We start from the raw sequence: 14,913 nt of genomic DNA on the forward strand, positions 1-14,913 counted from the left end.
AGCAAGGCCGTGGACTTGATGTGGCAGCGGTCCCATCGTAAATCCCGGTCAGTGACAACCCGGTAGGGTTTAACCCGATGTTTATCCGCCACTGGTGCTGCGGGAATCACAAAGGTGAAAGCAAAAATGGTGGGCGTGATATTTTCCGGATACGCATGAAAACGGCGGCTATCCGCACAGCGGCTCACATGCAGATAAAGACCGAGGTTACCAGCACCATTTTTATCGATAAGGGTATTGCACAGTGCCAGCCACTGACCTTGTGACCAGTCGAGTGCTATTTCGATGGCCCTCAGACCACGGGTCATCCGCTGCATGTGCAGTGAAAAACCAATCATCCTGCCATTGTAGGATGGCAGTACTTCGTAAATACCATCGCCAAACAAAAAGCCACGATCCATCGGTGAAATACGGGCTTCGGCCATGGGCAGGTAGGCACCGTCGAGATAAACAATACTCATGAAGTTACCCTGTATCTCGCCGGGTTAGAGCCGGTCAACGGAATCATAAAGCGACAGATCTTAGCAGTGGGTATCCAGACAGGCAAAGCAAATTGCCCGGGGGCTCAGCCTGGATCGGCGGCGCCACTTTCACGAACCAAATCACGCAAAGCGCTCACCAGAGCCTTGCCCGTTTCACTGGGCAGGCCATCCTCCGTCAGTGTGTTCTCAAGGGTTACGCCGTCGAGACTGCCGCGACATGCCAGATATTCGAGTACAGCCCGATTGTCCCAGTCCGCCAGAGAGTCTTCCCCCAGACAACAGGACATCATGGCCACCAGCCCGAGCGCCGCCCAGTTGGAAACATCCGCTATCACAAGCTCATCGGAAGTGGTGACAGACGGAGTCACTGCCAATTCACTCAACCTGTCGAGCACATTCCCCATGCCGATCTCATTGCCACTATCACCCAATGCAATGACCGGACAATCTGAAAGCTCAAGAAACACATCAAAACAAAGGGTCTCGTGACTGATATCTTCACCACGCATATTGTAATAGCGGCCATCGGCTGCGGGCCCGGGAAGCCCAATACTGACCATAAGCTCAGGCCGATGATGCGCCAATAAACCGGCCACCTGCCGAGGCAGATTTGCCGACCGCCCGAGGGGTAGACGTTCTACACAGTAGTCCCCGCCGATGGCATTTGCCAATGTATCACCACAGACCAGAATCGGCTCGGCACCAGTCCATTCCAGAACCCGATACAGCGCAATTGCCCCTGCGGGACCATCGGACTCAAACGAGTCCAGCACCGGAAATCCCGTTCCGATCAATACCCGTCCGCGACACCCCAACAGCCACCTGGCTGCTCGGAGGCAATAGCCCGGTTTGAGGGCGGACTGAACAGATTGCATGCCGCGAAGATTACGGGCCACCAGCAGATTTTCAATGCGTTCACTCACGGCGAACTGTCGCCGGACATCATTCATAAATCACCACAATATTAGCCATCAGTCACACACCTGGGGTTTTAATTGTGCATACATCCTGTCCGCCACTAGCCGGATATGACGGGCCTCCTCCATCGTGACGGACTTGAAGGAAACCCGGCCTCCCGGTTTCAACTGGGCCAGCTGTGAGATATCCAGCGAGATCACTGAACCCAGCTTGGGGTAACCGCCGATGGTCTGACGATCATGCATCAGTATGATGGGCAGACCGTCTGGCGGAATTTGTAACGTGCCAAGACAAACACCTTCGGATAAAAGATCCGGAATATCAATCTCAATGGGAGGCCCTGCCAGCCGACACGCCATCCGGTCGGACTGGCTCAGCAACCGGTACTCACTGGCAAAAAAGCGCTGCTGCTGGGCGTCTGGAATCAATGCTGACTGATAGCCACAGACCACCCTCAATAGTGTGCGACGACCATAAACCGGCCGATAACCACGTTCCAGTGAGAGGCACTGTCGATCCGGCACCTCAGGACAGGGCAAATGATCCCCCGCCTGCAATGGATTACCGGACAAACCACCCAGCCCCTCGCGAAGAACAGTCGCGGTACTGCCAAAAGTCGGTGGGACATTGAAACCATTGGCCACCGCCAGATACGCACGCATGCCACTGCGGGCATAACCCAACGCAATCCGGTCACCGGATTTTACCCGGTGACTGCGCCAACTCTCTTTTGGTTGTCTGTTAATGGTCAGGGGCATGTCCGCACCACAGAGTGCCATGACGGTGGCTACCTGACACTCAAGCTCCAGACCACCAATGGTCACCTCAAGAGCCGTCCCGCCGGAATCATTTCCGCACAGTCGGTTGGCCCAATTGAAGGCCAGGGGATCAGCCGGACCACCGTTCGTCAACCCCAGCCGGTGACAACCAAAACGCCCGGCGTCCTGAATCAGCGTCAGAACCCCAGGACTATCCACACAAAAACCGCCCTTCATGGCAACTGCCCACCCATGGTCAGGAAGGTTTCCCGACTGATACTGAAAAAGCGAACCCGGTCCCCCACTTGCAGGGGCGTGCTGGGCACGCTGAGCGGGTCAAACATTCGTTCGGGGCAGAGACCAATCAGATTCCAGCCACCGGGAGAATCCGCCGGATATACCGCGGTCTGCCGCCCGGCTATGGCGACACTACCTCGCGGCACATGCGCTCTCGGTGTATTTAACCTCGGCGTGGCAATCCGCGAATCCACCTCGCCGAGGTAGGCAAAACCGGGGGCAAAGCCTATCGCATACACAGGGTATTCCCGGGATTGATGGAGAGCTATCACCTGCTCCACGGATAAATTTTTGGCGCGAGCAATGTCAGCGAGATCCGCCCCGGACTCGGTACTGTAGTAAACAGGCAACTCAACGAGCTTGCCAACCGAACCGCTAGCAGCCGGAGCAGCATCCAGCAACCCTGTGATTTGATACTCAAGCGTTGCGGCATCGATACACGAGAGATCGAAAATAACCAGCAATGATGCATAGGAAGGCACCAGATCAATCAACACCCCGGCTAGAGCAGACTCCAGTGCAACCGTTGCCTGGCGAACCAGGACTGAGGTATCCGCGCTAATCACCTGATCAAAATAGACGATCAGTGCGTTTTCACTGGCGGGAACGACTTTCATTGGTCAAGCAATGCCCGGATTTCACGAATCACCGCAACGCTCTCCGGATTGTCACCGTGGATACACAGGGTATCGGCTGTGACGGGTAGCGCACCACCATCCAGCGTGGTAACGGAACCATGCCGTTTGATCTGTTCAACCTGAGCGAGTGTCGCCTCCCTGTCATGAACGGCCCCGGGCTCCGACCGGGGCACCAGCAAACCATTGCCGGCATAGCGCCGATCAGCAAAGGCTTCGAACCAGAGCATGACGCCCATTGCCTCGGCCTCACGACGGTGCAACCCGGCATCGGGAGTGGCTTGCAGGACAAGGCGAATCGGCCGGTAAAAACCGGCCACAGATAACATCACGGCATGGCGAATCTGCTGATCTGTCATCATGTCGTTGTATAACGCCCCATGGGGTTTGACATAGGCCAGTGACAGATTTTGTGAACGACTCATGCCGTCCAGCGCCGAGATCTGGTAATGCATGAGTGCAACAAGCTCATCCCTTGAACAGGCCATGGAACGCCGCCCAAAACCCTGGGGATCGGGATAACCGGGGTGGGCCCCGACCATCACACCATACCTTGCCGCCAGATTCAGTGTCCGCTGAATCATCAGGTGATCACCGGCATGGTAACCACAGGCAATGCTGGCCTGATGAATATGGGGCATTATCGCTTCATCGGTGCCACCAACCAGTCTGCTATCAATGGCTTCGCCGAGATCGGCGTTCAGCATCAATGACATAGCAAAAACCTCCCGTTTCTGGCCATCACAGGATCGCCAGCTGGCTGCCGTACAGATCGGTCCGGCATATGACCGGACTGTGGGTGATACACAGTGGTAGTTTTGCCTGCTCGAGTAAAACCTGCGGCGTGGCACCACAGGCCCAGTCTTGAGAAAGCATCACCACATTGTCCGGCACAAAACCACGACAATATCCCGATGTGTGGCCGGTAAAATGACCGGATCGAATAGACAGCCGCAAGCCATGTCGATTGGGTGTTAGCATTTACAAAATTCCCGACCAGAACGATGCTTAACCGATATTCAACCATTGAACACAGCCAATGGCCACAGGCCTGTATCGCTCAAACCGGTTCGGGAATCACTTTTCAACTGTGGTGGGACAAAACAGAAGCACCCGGTAGCGCAAGAATAACGACCATCTACCACCGGGTGTGGGAAAACTGATGCCTAACCGTCTTCGGGGGGCGCCCATAAATAAGGCTTGTCGCTTTGCCCGCTTCGCTGACAACTTATCGGCGCGGGCCAGGCGTTTTTCATGACTTCCCGGAAATCCCGGTGACTCAGATGAAGCAGATGACTGTGATCACCCGCCTCAATATAGATATCGAGATTATCCAGCAGGGCACTGTCAACGATCACATCCAGCTTGAATGCCTGTCCCAGCCCCGGAATGGCACCTTCGTTACAATCGGGAAAAAGTGCCCGCAGATCCTGTTCATCCGCAATTTCATACTCGTGCTGACGACCGTACTCCAGCCACTCGAGTATCAACTTGTTGGAGGCGGGGATTACACACATCGCATAGCAGCCATCCTGCTTGACGATGACGGCTTTTGCCAGTTTTTCGGGGGGGACATGCGCCTCCCGGGCAGTCGCCATGGAGTTACTGGTTTGTGCATGCTTCAGCACTTCATAACTAATTTGCTTGCGGCCGAGATAATCGGCCAGTATGGGTGAGATACTCATAATCCGGCACCTCTTGGTCAGTGTAAAAGATTACTTTCAGTATAGTTTGACTGTCGCCGTTTCACCTTCGCAAGGCACAGAACGATTCGATCTATCCGGTCCAGCCTGAAAGACACAATCTGACTTAATTCTCTTTTCCGCCGTCGACCTGACAGCTGGCTGACATGCTGAAAAAAATATTGCTCGATTTCCACTGCGGTTAAGAATGCTTTAAGTATTAATCACTACTCTGCACGGTAACCAGATACCAATCGGGGTATGAGTATGCAAAATATCAGGCAGACCAATCGACAGAATGTCGACAGCATCCACGCCAACCAGTGGCTGAATCGGTGGCTTGTCCCGGCTCCGGAACTACACCTGCATCAACTCCATTCTGAAACCGGCATCACCATACAACAATATATCGAAAAGCAGTTTTTTCAGGCCTATGGCGCCACAGTCCGAGAGTTTTTGCCCCTCTTCCTCAGCCTGTTCTGTCGGGGCCAACTCTGTGCCGTAACCGGAATTCGACCTGTTGGTGCAAACCCTCTGTTTCTTGAACAGTACCTGGACAATCCCATTGAGCTGGAACTCAACCGTTATTCATCTGTGCCGGTAGCGCGCCATCATATTGCAGAAATCGGCAATCTGGCCGCCACCCAGCGAGGCTCGAGCCAGCTGTTATTCATCCTGCTGGCGGCCACCCTGCAACGGGCAAATTTTGAATGGCTGGTATTTACCGCCACACCCCAGGTCAGGAAAGCCATCGGCAAACTGGGCTTTGAACTGCACCCTATCGCGGACGCCAGGGCGTGCCGACTGCAGACCTCGACCGAGGCAGAATGGGGCAGCTATTACCAGACCGGACCTGTTGTGGTTGCCGGACACCTGGGACAGGCCATAGCCGTTATCAACGACAGAAAAACATTGCGGGCTGCGCTTACATTTTATGACACCCACATTGACAACATGGCGAAAAAAACAATCACCGGAGTAGACAGTGACGACTATTCTTTCGCGGCTTGATGGTCTTTATGATGGTGACCAGGTCGTCGTCAGAGGCTCCACAGAGAGTGTGACATACAGTGCGTTGCTGCAACGCTGTAACGATCTGGCTGCCCTGCTGAAGCAACATCGGATCGGCAGGCTGGCACTCCACCTCGACAACGGCCCCGACTGGCTGATCGTTGATCTGGCTTGCCAACTGGCTGAGATCTGCCTGCTACCCCTGCCAACCTTTTTTTCCAGCAGACAGCTGCAACATGCGCTCAGAGAAACACCTGTCGATGCCATCGTCACCGGTCATATCGCTGTGGCCGAGATACCGGAACAGGGAACGGAAACAGTCCGCCTACCCGGCATTGCCGAACTCTGGCTAAGCCATCTTTCGAGCTCCGGGAATCACACCCTCATTCCGGAAAGCACCGGAAAAATCACCTATACCTCAGGCTCTACTGGCAGCCCTAAAGGGGTCTGCCTCAGCAATCAGCAATTGATCGACCAGGCGATGTTCCTCGGCAGTGCTGTGGGGCTACCAAAGCCACGGCACCTCTGTCTGTTGCCATTGAGCACCCTGCTGGAAAATGTTGCCGGTATCTATGCGCCGCTGCTGTTCGGTGGAGAAGTGATTGTCCCCGCTTTGAAGGAAATGGGGGTGTGCGGCAGCTCGATAGCTGAACCGGCCTCCCTGATTGAAACGATCACCAAACACCAACCCAACACCCTGATCCTGACACCACAGCTTCTGCAACTCCTGGTAGTCAGTGCTCGCAACGGATGGCAGGTTCCGAAATCACTGAAGTTCGCAGCCGTGGGCGGCGGTAAGGTGGCAAGTCAATTACTGGCGCAGGCATGGCTGTCAGGTATCCCAGCTTATCAGGGCTACGGTTTGTCAGAATGCGCCTCTGTCGTGAGTCTGAATACACCCCGCGATCAGGCTACCGGTAGTTGTGGAAAACCTCTGCCGCACCTGCATATGAAAATTGTCAATGGGGAAATTGTGGTCAGTGGCAACGCCATACTCGGCTATGCCAATACCCCCTCAAGCTGGGGACAGCAGGCTATTCACACAGGGGATCTCGGCTATCTGGACGCCAGAGGCTTCCTGCATATTCTCGGGCGGCGCAACAATCTGCTGATTTCCAGTTACGGTCGCAACATTAACCCGGAGTGGGTGGAATCCGAATTTCTTGCCAATCCACTGTTTGCAGACTTCGTGGTCTTCGGCGATGCCAAACCTCACTGTGTGGCACTGTTATCGACGAGGGACAGCAATACCTCGGACCAGGAGATAGAGGCCGCGATCGAGCGAATCAACCAACAGCTCCCGGATTACGCACACATCCTGAACTGGAATCGATTGCCTACATTACTGACAAAAAACCCGGCACTCATAACGGACAACGGTCGGCCAAAACGGGCAGCCATTGCCCGACATTATGCCACCCGGATAAACCGGCTTTACGACATGCCTGTTGAGGAATCAACCCTATGAACTCATTGATATCCCTATCTTTTTTCGACCGGCTGACAACAGAAACCGACGCAGATAAAAACCACCTGTTTACTGCGCCCATTATCCAGCGGGCCCTGCAGGGTCTCATCAACCTCGACGACTATGTGGGATTTCTGCAACAGGCCTACCATCATGTCAAACACACCGTGCCGCTACTGATGGCAGTGGGCTCCCGGTTACCGGAGGAACGGGAGTGGTTGCGTTTGGCAGTCGCAGAATATATTGAGGAAGAACTCGGACACCAGGAATGGATTCTCAACGATATTGCCGCCTGTGGTTACGACAGCGATGCAGTCAGGCGCGGGCAACCCCACCCCGCTACGGAACTGATGATTGCCTATGCCTACGATACCGTCATGCGCGTCAATCCTCTGGGCTTCTTTGGCATGGTTCACGTACTTGAAGGCACCAGCGTCAGTATTGCCGAAGCCGTTGCAGACAATATCCGTGGAACATTGGGGCTGCCACAAAAAGCCTTTTCCTATCTGTACTCCCACGGCTCACTGGATCAGACGCACGTCACCTTTTTTGAATGTCTTGTGAACCGCATCGACTCACCACAGGACCAGGCACAGATCATCCACTCGGCCAGGATGTTTTATCAACTCTATGGCGACCTGTTCCGTTCGCTTGACAGTTTTTCCCACAATATTCCACACAACGCCTGACAGGTACCCGATATGGAGCTGAGCAACAAAACAATTTTGCTGACCGGAGCCACCGGTGGCATCGGTTGTGCCGTAGCCCATTCCCTGGCTGCGGAAGGCGCAAACCTCAGGCTGGTTGGGCGAAACGCAGGATCACTAAACCGGATTGCAGAACAGTTATCGGGAACGCATCAAATCGTTGTGGCAGATATCACAACCGCGCAGGGTCGACAGGACATCCTGTCGCGGTCTATCGACGGTGGCGGCATTGATCTGCTGATCAATCTGGCCGGCACAATGGCATTTCAACACTTTGAACACCAATCCGAGGAGAGTATCGAACAGGTGCTCAACACAAACCTGGTCGCCCCCATGTTATTGACCAAACAGCTGATCCCTCTGCTGAACAGCAGACCGGCGTCAGCCGTAATCAACATAGGTTCTATCTACGGCAGCATCGGCCACCCCGGCTATGTTGCCTATTGCGCCAGCAAATCCGGCTTGATGGGCTTTACCGAAGCGCTGCGCCGGGAGCTCTGCGACACCAATGTTCAGGTCTTTTATCTGGCCCCAAGAGCGACCGATACCGCTCTGAATTCCACAGCCGTCAATACATTAAACCGCGCCCTGGGCAACAGCGTTGACCAGCCGCAACAGGTCGCTGATGCGCTGATAAAACTGATCAGATCCAACCGGCATGCCGAGTTCATGGGATGGCCGGAAAAACTGTTTGTGAAAATCAACGCCCTGCTGCCGAGACTGGTTGACCACGCACTGGTAAAAAAAATGCCGTTCATCAAACAAATTCTCAACACCCAAGAAACGACTAAAATCAATATCTAGAGATTTACATTATGAAACACACCGTTAAAAACATTGTGGCAAGCTCTGTGGCGCTGCTTGCGCTTACCGCCAGTTCCGGGTGGGCGGGCATCGCAGACAAGGTCAGCACCCTGCAAAAACGCTGGGCTGAAGTTAACTATCAGATGGAGGGCAAGGCACAAAGCGATGCATTTGCCTCGCTCGCAACCGAGGCCGACGCGGTCGTCTCAAAATACCCCGATAGTGCAGCACCACTCATCTGGCGTGGTATCATCAAATCGACTTATGCGGGGGCCAAAGGCGGTCTCGGCGCGCTGTCACTGGCCAAGTCCTCGAAAGCCGATCTGGAAGCGGCACTAGCCATAGATCCCCAGGCTCTGGATGGCTCGGCTTACACCAGTCTGGGTACGCTCTACAGTCATGTACCGGGTTGGCCGATTGGTTTCGGCGACGACAAAAAAGCGGAAAAACTGCTGCTTAAGGCCCTGGCTATCAACCCCGACGGGATAGACAGCAATTACTTTTATGCCGACTACCTGATGGCAAAGAAGCGTTACCAGGATGCCCGAGCTTATTTGCTGAAAGCAAGGGAAGCGGCGCCACGGCTCAACCGGCCACTGGCCGATGCCGGCCGGCCGGCAAAAGGAAATCAGCCAGGCGCTCGCCGTGATTGAAGAAAAATTGGGAAGTTGATTCACACAAATGCAAATTCTGTTGGTAGAGGATGATCAACCCCTGGCCCAGGGACTCAAGGCCGCACTGGGTAGACAGCATTACTCTGTAAATCACGTTGATACAGGACGAGCCTGTCTCCATGTCGTGGAAACGGAGCCACCGGACATTATTATTCTGGATATCGGGTTACCGGATATGAGTGGTCTGAAGGTTCTGGAATCAATCCGCAGCCGATCACCGGGACTGCCCGTACTGCTCCTGACAGCCAGAGATACCCTGCACGACAAGGTAACCGGGCTGGACTCCGGAGCCGACGATTATCTGGCAAAACCCTTCGAGATGAGCGAACTCCTGGCTCGCCTCAGAGTGCTTGAGCGCCGCCTCGGCTCCGTCAAATCGACGCAAATCACCATTGGCCCGGTTGTTCTGGATAACAGCAATCAGTCAGTGACCTGTCGGGGTGAACCCGAGGAGCTGACACGCCGGGAATATATGTTACTCAAGGCATTGATGGAAAATGCCGGCCGGGTTATGACCCGAAACACGCTGGAAACCAAACTCTACAGCTGGGGGGAGGAAATATGCAGCAATACGGTTGAAGTCCACGTACACCACCTCAGGAAGAAACTGGGCACTGACTTCATCAGAACCGTGCGAGGTGTCGGTTACAAGGTCAATACCACGTGAGATCAATCCGACTGTTCCTGATTGCCGCCACCCTGGCGGTACTCACCCTGTTCAATTTCGTTGCTGCCTGCAGGGCTATAGCTCGAGCTTACAGGAAGCCAACAAGCTGTTTGACCAGCATTTACGACAGACCGCAGAACTGATTGCGCGGCTCTATGCCGGCCACGCGATAAAGCCCCTCGGTGGCGAGAGCACGCTCGCCTATCAGGTATGGCGGGGAGGAGAGCTTCTCGCCTCTTTCGGTATTCAGCACACACAACCCATTACGGACTTTTATCCCGGTTTTGGTCATGCCAATTTTGACGGCTATCGCTGGCGAACTCTGGTCTATTTCGATCAGGATCACCAAAACTGGATCATCACTGCCGAACGAATGGACCTGCGCTATCTGCTGGCAGAAAGTGTGGTCAGCCATGCCATTTTACCGATATTACTGGCTATTCCCCTGGCAGGCCTGCTGATCTGGTTGATCATTGGTCATGGTCTCAAACCCCTTCGAGTTCTCTCCGAACAACTAAAAAACAAACAGGCCGATGATCTCTCGCCAGTTGTTTTACCAGCGTTGAAAAGCGAATTACAGCAGGTCAGCCAATCCATCAATGCATTAATGCATCGTCTCAACATTGCGTTGAACAGGGAAAAACATTTTACTGCGGATGCGGCCCATGAGTTGCGCACACCGATCAGTGCCCTCAAAATTCAGCTGCATAATCTGGAGGAAGATATCTCCCCGGATAACGAAGCGTTCCAACAATTGCGCGCCGGTGTAGACCGTATTCAACATCTAGTCGAACAGCTATTGTCACTGTACCGTTCCACACCTGAACAGTTCGTCCACAACTTCCGCCGTATCAACCTTCATCAACTGGCTCAAGACGTCATCGCAGATCTGCATGATAAATTCGAGTGTAAGCAACAGATAGCGGAGCTGGCCGGAGAAGCCTGCATGATAGAAGGCGACCCCTTTGCATTAACTGCCCTGCTTCAGAACCTGCTCAGCAATGCCAACAAGTACACTCCCCCAGGTGGCAATATTCTCGTCACTGTCTATCCCGTGGATGATCGGGTCTATCTCAAAGTTGAGGATGCCGGACCCGGCATCGCTCCTGAGGACTACGATAAAATCTTTGAACGTTTCCGACGATTGAATAATCAACTGGGAAGTTCTTCAATTCAGGGCTGCGGCCTTGGGCTGACCATTGTCCGTCATATAGCCGATTTGCACGGCGCCCGGATCGAAATAACGCGGTCCTGCTTTGCCAGTGGCGCAGCCTTTGTCATCATTTTTAATCGGGCAGGTGGCTAGATGATCAGTAAAAATCCTGGCCATTTTTTTATGCTTCTGGTATTTGCCCTTGGAATTGGCGGTACCAGTTATGCAGACACGTCCATAGTCGAGCTCAGAATCCGCAATCATCTCTTCTTTCCAGACAGGCTGGAAGTTCCGGCCAATACAAAAATCAAGTTGCTGGTGATCAACGAGGATCCGACACCAGAAGAATTTGAAAGCTATGAACTCAACCGTGAAAAAGTGATTCCCGGACACCGTAAAGCGGTCATTTTCATTGGTCCACTCCCACCCGGAGAGTATCCGTTTTTTGGTGAGTTCTACCCGAAAACCGCTCAGGGGAAAATAGTGGCTGTCGCACAGCAAACTGCAGAATGAGACCGGTATGTTTCTCAATTCAGTCGTACTGATACTTCAGGAAATACTGGAGGCCGCGCTACTGGTAAGTATCCTGCTGGTGCTGTCTCGGCACCTGCAACTCAGCGCCCGCTGGCTCCCGGTCGGGATGATATTGGGCGGGTTTGGTGCCCTCATTTTATCGGTCAATCTGGCCACGATTTCTGAATGGTTAAACTATGCAGGTCAGGAAGTTCTTATCGCCAGTATCATGCTTTTCGTCCTGAGCCTGCTGGCATTGATCGGACTCTGTTCAACGTCGCCCCTGCCACGGTCAAGGCATTCGCTGCCCTACCTGATGTCCCTTTGCGTCGCCCTTGCACTCAGCCGGGAAGGCGCTGAAATCGTGATTTATCTGGGCGGGATACTCCATCATCAGGAGAGTGTTCAGCCGACATTTATCGGCGCGGGAATCGGCGCCGGGATCGGGCTCAGCGCAGGAATTTTGCTGTACTTCAGTTTGCTCAGCCTGCCTGCGGGATGGATTTTCTGCACCTGTATGCTATTGCTGGCGCTCATTGGTGGAACCATGGCGTCTCAGGCAACCCTACTGCTGACTCAAGCGGATTGGATCGGTTATTCTCCGGTGCTGTGGGACAGCTCAAAATGGCTGCCGGAGGATTCCATCCCGGGGCATTTACTCTACGCCCTGGTCGGCTATGAAGCCACGCCGTCACTTTTTCAGACAGTTGCATACGGTCTTGGCTTTCTGTTTGTCAGTACTGCCGCCACATCAGGTCGTGTCAGCGGTTTTTTCAGCCATCGCAAAAATATGGGTGACAAATAGCATGAATGCTATCTACCAACCCACCCCCGGCTTCATGGTCCGATGGTCAAGTATCTTATTCTGCCTCATCGTCCCGGTGATACCGCGTGCTGACGGTAATGCTGTTGATAAAATCTACCACCCCTATGTGGACGCCCTGGAGCAGGAGTTGGAGTGGCGTGCGATCTACCAGGACGACCAGCCGGATCAACCGGATCACCGCCAACTGCATCGTTTATCCTACGGCCGGGCTTTTGGGGACCGCTGGTTTGGTGAAGTCTATCTGACCGGTGATAGGGCCGAGAACGACGGTTTTTCACTGGAAGCTTATGAAGTGGAAGCCAAATGGCAAATCACTGAGCAAGGGGAATACTGGGCAGATTGGGGTCTCCTGTTCGAACTGGAAAAACAGGCGAGAGAAAATATCTGGGAGTTTTCCACCGGTATTCTCGCCGAAAAGGAATGGGGCCGCTGGAGTGGGACAGCCAACGTAATCGTCAGCCAGGAATGGGGCCAGGACATTGAAGATGAAATTGAAACATCACTGGGCCTGCAAACACGGTATCGCCTGTCACGCTGGATTGAGCCGGCACTGGAGCTCTATGCTAATGAGCAGACCCTTGCGCTGGGGCCCGTACTAATGGGAAACATACAAACCGGCGTAAGGCGCAGCCTGCACTGGGAAGCCGGTTTCCTGTTTGGTCTGGATGATAAAAGTGCCAACAATACGCTGCGGCTTCTAATTGAATATGAATTTTAGGAAGGCAGATCAAGTTTCCAAAGCCTCAACTATCCGACAACAGTTCAATTTTGTAGCCATCCGGGTCTTCCACAAAGGCCAACACGGTTGAGCCATGTTTCATTGGACCCGGCTCCCTGATCACCTTTCCCCCCGATGTACGAATACGCTCACAGGCGGCATAGACATCTTCCACCCCGATAGCAATATGCCCATAGGCATCACCGAGATTGTAAGTGGATACATCCCAGTTATGGGTCAGTTCAAGGACCGTATTTTCCGACTCATCGCCGTAGCCCAGAAATGCGAGCGTAAAACGACCATCGGGGAAATCCTTGCGACGCAGCAGGCGCATTCCCAGCACATCGGTATAAAAGCGGATGGACGCATCCAGGTTCCTCACCCGCAGCATGGTATGCAATAACCGCATAAACCTACCTCTCTGGTTATTCAGGGAATCTATCTCTGTATCTTCGCACGCAGCTTGCAAACCTATTGACTGGCGACGCTTGTTGCGGAAAAAAGTAACGCAACAAAGTAAACCGGAATCGAATCAAATAAAACCCTTCGCAAAGAGAGCGGCTCGATCAATCGCTTTGAGACGACCCATGCCCATGGGTAACTGAGAGCATTTTTCTTGGCTCTGTGCTTTGCTTTTTTAGGGATTTTTGTGTAATTTCTTTGTAACAGTTTTAATATGCATCTGTATCCGGAAAAAGAATAACAATAATGATCAATACCTTATCAAGGGCTGTTCAAGCGACTGGGGATTTCGACTACTGGTGGGAAACGGAGGGTTCCTGGGTTGAAGAGCCGAATCATCGTCGGGGAGGGATTAGTGGTGTACAGCGATGTAAAATAAATGGAGCCACCTACTACGTCAAAAAGCAGACGGACCATACCTGTCGCAGTCTCAGACATCCGCTTGGCTACGCCACCACAGCCCGCGAAACCCATCGTCTCAGCATATGTCACTCGCTGGGCATTGGAACTCCGGAAGTTGTCTTCTCGCAAACACGCCTTCAACAGGGAGCTGTTCAGGCAATTCTTGTGACTCGGGAACTGACTGGATTTTCAAGCGTTGAGGCGTGGCACAAGAGAGTAACCGACCATTCTGTGAGAAAGGAGACACTCGATGCCCTCTCGCAAAAACTTGGCGAAATTCTGCCAAGGCTCCACAATAACCGATGGCAACACGGCTGTCTCTATGACAAACACATTTTCTTTCGCCAGAACCAGGAGCATGGCAGTGAAATTGATGTCGCACTGATCGATCTGGAAAAATGCCGTCGACGGTTATCCATCAGTCAGGCCTCCAGACATGATATAAACCAGATGCGTCGACACATGCCCGCAATGACTGAACGCCACTGGGACATTTTTAACACCACCTATCGGCAGCATTCCTATCTCAGTCCAGACAAAGGCATCCCGTGGCTTGCTGCGCCACAGCTGGTTTGCAAGTAACTCACAATTCGCGCATCAACTGCAGGCCATAAAATTAAAAAACCGGGCCTCTGCCCGGTTTATATACTGGCCTTGATTGTATCCCGTCAGCAGAAGTTGGACTAACTAGCCTGTTTGTCTAAGAGATGGTTTTGGCTCATCGTTAACCCGAGAG

Annotated in this window: 19 protein-coding genes; 11 read left to right on the forward strand and 8 right to left on the reverse strand. The window is 53.3% G+C overall.

Features of this window, described 5'->3' with window-relative positions:
* From ACTF5G_RS08470 to ACTF5G_RS08500, 7 genes are all read right to left on the reverse strand, one after another.
* Positions 1 to 461 (reverse strand): aminotransferase class IV (locus ACTF5G_RS08470; RefSeq protein ID WP_438952384.1); only part of this gene is annotated, 461 nt, incomplete at its 3' end.
* A gap of 104 nt (positions 462 to 565) precedes the next feature.
* Complete coding sequence (locus tag ACTF5G_RS08475; protein ID WP_438952385.1) at positions 566 to 1,432, reverse strand: glutamate cyclase domain-containing protein; 867 nt, start codon at positions 1,430 to 1,432, stop codon at positions 566 to 568.
* A 21-nt stretch (positions 1,433 to 1,453) separates the two neighbouring features.
* Positions 1,454 to 2,395, reverse strand: coding sequence for a biotin-dependent carboxyltransferase family protein (locus ACTF5G_RS08480; protein WP_438952386.1), 942 nt, complete (start codon positions 2,393 to 2,395; stop codon positions 1,454 to 1,456).
* The gene (pxpB, locus tag ACTF5G_RS08485; protein ID WP_438952387.1) at positions 2,392 to 3,072 is read right to left on the reverse strand and encodes a 5-oxoprolinase subunit PxpB; all 681 of its coding nucleotides are present in this window, start codon (positions 3,070 to 3,072) and stop codon (positions 2,392 to 2,394) included. The genes ACTF5G_RS08480 and pxpB overlap by 4 nt, the downstream gene beginning before the upstream one ends.
* On the reverse strand, positions 3,069 to 3,806 hold the full coding sequence (locus tag ACTF5G_RS08490; RefSeq protein WP_438952388.1) for a 5-oxoprolinase subunit PxpA: 738 nt from the start codon (positions 3,804 to 3,806) through the stop codon (positions 3,069 to 3,071). The genes pxpB and ACTF5G_RS08490 overlap by 4 nt, the downstream gene beginning before the upstream one ends.
* 25 nt (positions 3,807 to 3,831) lie before the next feature.
* A complete protein-coding gene (locus ACTF5G_RS08495; protein ID WP_438952389.1) occupies positions 3,832 to 4,071 on the reverse strand; it encodes a hypothetical protein in 240 nt (79 codons plus the stop codon).
* A gap of 185 nt (positions 4,072 to 4,256) precedes the next feature.
* Positions 4,257 to 4,775 carry an aminoacyl-tRNA deacylase gene (locus tag ACTF5G_RS08500; protein ID WP_438952390.1) on the reverse strand — a complete coding sequence of 173 codons (519 nt, stop codon included), beginning with the start codon at positions 4,773 to 4,775 and terminating at the stop codon, positions 4,257 to 4,259.
* Positions 4,776 to 5,033: 258 nt separating this feature from the next.
* On the opposite strand from ACTF5G_RS08500, the gene ACTF5G_RS08505 reads away from it, so the two are divergent.
* The 10 genes from ACTF5G_RS08505 to ACTF5G_RS08550 are packed head-to-tail and all read left to right on the forward strand — an operon-like array spanning position 5,034 to position 13,313.
* The gene (locus tag ACTF5G_RS08505) at positions 5,034 to 5,783 is read left to right on the forward strand and encodes a thermostable hemolysin (protein WP_438952391.1); all 750 of its coding nucleotides are present in this window, start codon (positions 5,034 to 5,036) and stop codon (positions 5,781 to 5,783) included.
* On the forward strand, positions 5,758 to 7,251 hold the full coding sequence (locus ACTF5G_RS08510; protein ID WP_438952392.1) for an AMP-binding protein: 1,494 nt from the start codon (positions 5,758 to 5,760) through the stop codon (positions 7,249 to 7,251). The genes ACTF5G_RS08505 and ACTF5G_RS08510 overlap by 26 nt, the downstream gene beginning before the upstream one ends.
* The gene (locus ACTF5G_RS08515; RefSeq protein ID WP_438952393.1) at positions 7,248 to 7,940 is read left to right on the forward strand and encodes a TenA family transcriptional regulator; all 693 of its coding nucleotides are present in this window, start codon (positions 7,248 to 7,250) and stop codon (positions 7,938 to 7,940) included. The genes ACTF5G_RS08510 and ACTF5G_RS08515 overlap by 4 nt, the downstream gene beginning before the upstream one ends.
* A 12-nt stretch (positions 7,941 to 7,952) precedes the next feature.
* The gene (locus ACTF5G_RS08520; protein WP_438952394.1) at positions 7,953 to 8,762 is read left to right on the forward strand and encodes an SDR family oxidoreductase; all 810 of its coding nucleotides are present in this window, start codon (positions 7,953 to 7,955) and stop codon (positions 8,760 to 8,762) included.
* Positions 8,763 to 8,773: 11 nt separating this feature from the next.
* The gene (locus ACTF5G_RS08525; RefSeq protein WP_438952395.1) at positions 8,774 to 9,415 is read left to right on the forward strand and encodes a tetratricopeptide repeat protein; all 642 of its coding nucleotides are present in this window, start codon (positions 8,774 to 8,776) and stop codon (positions 9,413 to 9,415) included.
* A gap of 28 nt (positions 9,416 to 9,443) precedes the next feature.
* Positions 9,444 to 10,103: a response regulator gene (locus tag ACTF5G_RS08530; protein ID WP_438952396.1), complete on the forward strand. Its 660-nt coding sequence runs from the start codon at positions 9,444 to 9,446 to the stop codon at positions 10,101 to 10,103.
* Positions 10,075 to 11,409 carry an ATP-binding protein gene (locus tag ACTF5G_RS08535; protein ID WP_438952397.1) on the forward strand — a complete coding sequence of 445 codons (1,335 nt, stop codon included), beginning with the start codon at positions 10,075 to 10,077 and terminating at the stop codon, positions 11,407 to 11,409. The genes ACTF5G_RS08530 and ACTF5G_RS08535 overlap by 29 nt, the downstream gene beginning before the upstream one ends.
* Complete coding sequence (locus tag ACTF5G_RS08540) at positions 11,410 to 11,769, forward strand: cupredoxin domain-containing protein (protein ID WP_438952398.1); 360 nt, start codon at positions 11,410 to 11,412, stop codon at positions 11,767 to 11,769.
* Positions 11,770 to 11,776: 7 nt separating this feature from the next.
* Complete coding sequence (locus ACTF5G_RS08545; protein WP_438952399.1) at positions 11,777 to 12,574, forward strand: FTR1 family protein; 798 nt, start codon at positions 11,777 to 11,779, stop codon at positions 12,572 to 12,574.
* Position 12,575: 1 nt separating this feature from the next.
* Positions 12,576 to 13,313 carry a hypothetical protein gene (locus tag ACTF5G_RS08550; RefSeq protein ID WP_438952400.1) on the forward strand — a complete coding sequence of 246 codons (738 nt, stop codon included), beginning with the start codon at positions 12,576 to 12,578 and terminating at the stop codon, positions 13,311 to 13,313.
* A 25-nt stretch (positions 13,314 to 13,338) separates the two neighbouring features.
* On the opposite strand, the gene gloA is transcribed toward ACTF5G_RS08550, so the two are convergent.
* Entirely contained in the window at positions 13,339 to 13,722 is a 384-nt protein-coding gene (gene gloA / locus ACTF5G_RS08555) for a lactoylglutathione lyase (protein ID WP_438952401.1), read from the reverse strand.
* 299 nt (positions 13,723 to 14,021) lie between these two features.
* On the opposite strand from gloA, the gene ACTF5G_RS08560 reads away from it, so the two are divergent.
* Positions 14,022 to 14,759, forward strand: coding sequence for a lipopolysaccharide kinase InaA family protein (locus tag ACTF5G_RS08560; RefSeq protein WP_438952402.1), 738 nt, complete (start codon positions 14,022 to 14,024; stop codon positions 14,757 to 14,759).
* Positions 14,760 to 14,913 lie beyond the last annotated feature (154 nt).

This window comes from Porticoccus sp., from assembly GCF_965660005.1.
GTDB lineage: Bacteria > Pseudomonadota > Gammaproteobacteria > Pseudomonadales > Porticoccaceae > Porticoccus.